The 1,677-nt window shown below is 66.8% G+C and carries 2 protein-coding genes; one reads left to right on the plus strand and one right to left on the minus strand.

Translation table 11 applies throughout. The annotated features are described in order from the left end of the window. Positions 1 to 425: 425 nt before the first annotated feature. The gene (locus ACFVJS_RS27865; protein WP_378886785.1) at positions 426 to 971 is read right to left on the minus strand and encodes a GNAT family N-acetyltransferase; all 546 of its coding nucleotides are present in this window, start codon (positions 969 to 971) and stop codon (positions 426 to 428) included. 122 nt (positions 972 to 1,093) lie between these two features. Between ACFVJS_RS27865 and ACFVJS_RS27870 the strand changes: the two genes are divergently transcribed. Then, the coding region (locus tag ACFVJS_RS27870; RefSeq protein ID WP_378886786.1) for a hypothetical protein at positions 1,094 to 1,677 on the plus strand (584 nt) is incomplete at its 3' end.

The following is a 1,677-nucleotide window of genomic DNA, read 5'->3' on the forward strand; positions in this document are numbered from 1 at the left end:
ACACTTCACCGCTTCCAGACGCGTGATCCAGTCGACCAACTCGGTCTCGGACGCACCGGGAGGTGGCCCGTCGAGGAGGCGGTCGATGGTCTCGTTCATGCGTCTTATTATATGCGTTTGAGCACCACGATGCTACCCGTTTTTGCTGGTCGGACCCGGGTTACGCAGTCAGCGAACAAGACACATGAGTGCTGCGCCACCCTCTCGCCGCCGCCCCGATACAGGCGAAATCTTTTCTCGATCGGGTGCCGGGTCAAGGACCGCGAAGCGGCCGGCGAAGCCGGCGGGCGAAGCCCGTCCTTGACGCGGCGGCCGATCGAGAAACAATCAAAGCAAGGGTCGGCGGCGAACCCTGAACCGAAAACACAGCCGCCAAACCGAGCCCTCCCGGAGAAGAGAACCGTGTCGGTCTCGACACGCCTCGCCTACCGGCGCCGGCGGCTCGACCAACCGATCGAGCGATCCACAGAGAACGAGATCCACGTATCGACCACACCCCCAGCCCCCACGGTCTCAGACCACGATCGATCACACCCCGCGGTGACCCGCTCCCAGAACCGCGCAGCAGCACGATTCTGCTCCTGATAGGCGACCTTCCACTCCCCCGGCGCATCAGAGATGACAGCCCGCGCGAACTGGAGCCCGAGCCTGCCCCGGCGAGCGCCGGCGACGACGAAGAAGCTGTTCAGGATGCGTACGGGCTGGTCGGCATCGCGGACGAGCGCGAACCCGATCGGATGGACGCCGGCGGTGAGGACCCAGGCACCCCAGCCGGGGTCAGGGCGGAGGGCTGCCTCGAGGCGCTCGGTGCGGAAGGTGCCGTCGGCGAACGGGAGTGTCGAGCTGAAGCCCGACATGTCGTGGCGGAAGAGCAGCCACAGATGGCGCAGGGCGAGGTGGCCCTCGGGCCGAGCGGGGCGGGCGATGACAGGGTGAGGAATGCCATCGAGGTCGGTGTGGAGAGTGGTCATACGCGAAAGCCTCGAAGCGCGGTGCGCTCCGAGGCCTGGTGACATTCTCTCATGGCTTGCGGCACGGGGTCCCGCGAAAATCGGCGGCTGCCGGACGAGGCAGGTGACTAGAGTCTTCCGCGATGACCACACCGGCCGGTTCGAACGACAGCAGTCTGGCGCTCGTGCCTCCTGACGCCGACCACAAGGACGCGGAAGCCGCGCTCCTCGACGCGGGATGGATGCGATGCGGAGCGGGCGACTGGGCCATCGCCCTGAGGTCACCGGGCCGACGCGTAGCTGCACGGATCAGCCCGTTCGATCCGGCAGGGGCGTACAACACGGCCTTCTACCGCGAGGCGGCTTCGACCGGTCAGGTGCCGGCGCTGTTCGGCCATCGCAAGCTCGCCGGCCGTGGCGACCTGCAGATCCTCGAGCTGCTCGAACCCGTTCCGGAGCACGAGGCGATGAGATTCGCACGAACGATTCAGGAGCCGGGTGGCCCGCTCCTCGAGGTGGCACTACGGATCCACGAGCGGCTGGTGCAGGAGCAGCGGTGGCCAGGACCTCTCGACTTCAACCCGACCAACGTCATGCGCAGAGCCGACGGCCGGCTCGTGATGATGGATGTCTTCGCCCTCGACGGGCCACGGTTGTACGGAACAGCGGCAACCGACCCAGACCTCGTCGCGGAGCTGATCCCTGCCAGCGAGCGGCGGTTCATGGC

This window comes from Nocardioides sp. NPDC057772, from assembly GCF_042798075.1.
GTDB lineage: Bacteria > Actinomycetota > Actinomycetes > Propionibacteriales > Nocardioidaceae > Nocardioides.

What these genes read in the sequence shown, in the direction of transcription:
- ACFVJS_RS27865 (WP_378886785.1), bottom strand. Translation starts at nt 971, where the DNA reads ATGACCACTCTCCACACCGACCTCGATGGCATTCCTCACCCTGTCATC.